Annotated in this window: 1 protein-coding gene; it reads right to left on the bottom strand. The window is 45.1% G+C overall.

Annotated features, from left to right (window positions below; all coding sequences use genetic code 11):
- On the bottom strand, positions 1-1,524 hold a 1,524-nt coding region (gene ftsH / locus ACS8FD_RS14210), incomplete at both ends, for an ATP-dependent zinc metalloprotease FtsH (protein ID WP_439276342.1).

The following is a 1,524-nucleotide window of genomic DNA, read 5'->3' as shown; positions in this document are numbered from 1 at the left end:
ATACTTAGTAACCATAGCACGAGCCATTTTTGTGGCACGTTCAAAGTCATTAGAAGCACCTGTTGACATCTGATTAATGAACACTTCTTCTGCAATACGTCCACCAAACAAAATAGCAATATCGCTGAGCATTTTTGACTTATACATACTGGTCTGGTCATGCTCAGGTAATTGCCATGTTACGCCAAGTGCAAATCCACGCGGCATAATTGTTACCTTATGAACAGGATCAGTACCCGGTAGTAGTTCAGCAACCAAAGCATGGCCTGATTCGTGATAAGCAGTTGCACGGCGCTCTTCTTCACGTATCACCATAGATTTTCGTTCAGGACCCATGTATAGCTTATCTTTAGCATCTTCAAAGTCGTTCATATCGACGCTAGTTTTGTTGCGACGAGCTGCAAACAATGCTGCTTCGTTTACTAGGTTAGCCAGTTGTGCACCGCTAAATCCAGGTGTACCACGAGCAAGAGCATTTGCATCGACAGCGACTGTATTGGGAAGTTTCTTTAAATGCACTTTCAATATCTGCTCGCGACCTTTGATATCTGGCAACCCTACTTGTACTTGACGGTCAAAACGACCCGGACGCAATAACGCTTTGTCGAGTACATCTGCACGGTTAGTCGCTGCAATGACGATAACGCCCTCGTTACCTTCAAAACCATCCATCTCAACCAACAACTGGTTAAGCGTTTGCTCACGCTCGTCGTTACCGCCGCCCATACCAGAGCCACGATGACGTCCAACAGCATCAATCTCATCAATAAAGATAATACATGGCGCACTTTTCTTCGCTTGCTCAAACATATCACGAACACGAGACGCACCAACACCGACGAACATTTCTACAAAATCAGAACCTGAGATTGAGAAGAAAGGCACTTTGGCTTCACCAGCAATGGCTCTTGCCAATAGTGTCTTACCTGTACCAGGTGGACCTACCATCAAGATACCACGTGGAATGGTTGCGCCAAGCTTAGTGAACTTATCAGGATCACGTAAGAAATCAACGACTTCAACGACTTCTTCTTTAGCCTCTTCACAACCAGCAACGTCTTCAAAATTGACGTTAATTTGGTCTTCAGTCAGCATCTTAGCTTTAGACTTACCAAAGCTCATCGGACCGCCGCCTTTACCGCCAGCGCCGCCCTGCATGTTGCGCATAAAGAACAAAAATAAACCAATAATCAATAAGATTGGGAAACTGGCTATTAGCAATTGCATCAGCACGCTTTGACGTTTAGGCGCAGTCCCTTGGACTTCGACTTGGTTTTCACGTAATAGAGGCATCAACTGCTCATCAGTCACAGCTGGCCTAATGGTCTCAAAAGATGAACCATTTTTCTTTTCGCCGATGATTTGCTCGCCGTCGATCTCAACACTGGCTACTTGGTTTTCAGACACTGCGGTCACAAACTCAGAGTAGTTAAGGTTATCTGGCTCAGATGATTGATCAAAGCCGCTAAACACCAGTACCAAAACGCCGATTACCACCAGCCACAATAAGGTATTTTTTACCAT

This window comes from Psychrobacter sp. 1U2, assembly GCF_051847575.1.
This window is presented reverse-complemented; position numbering and strand designations above follow the sequence as displayed.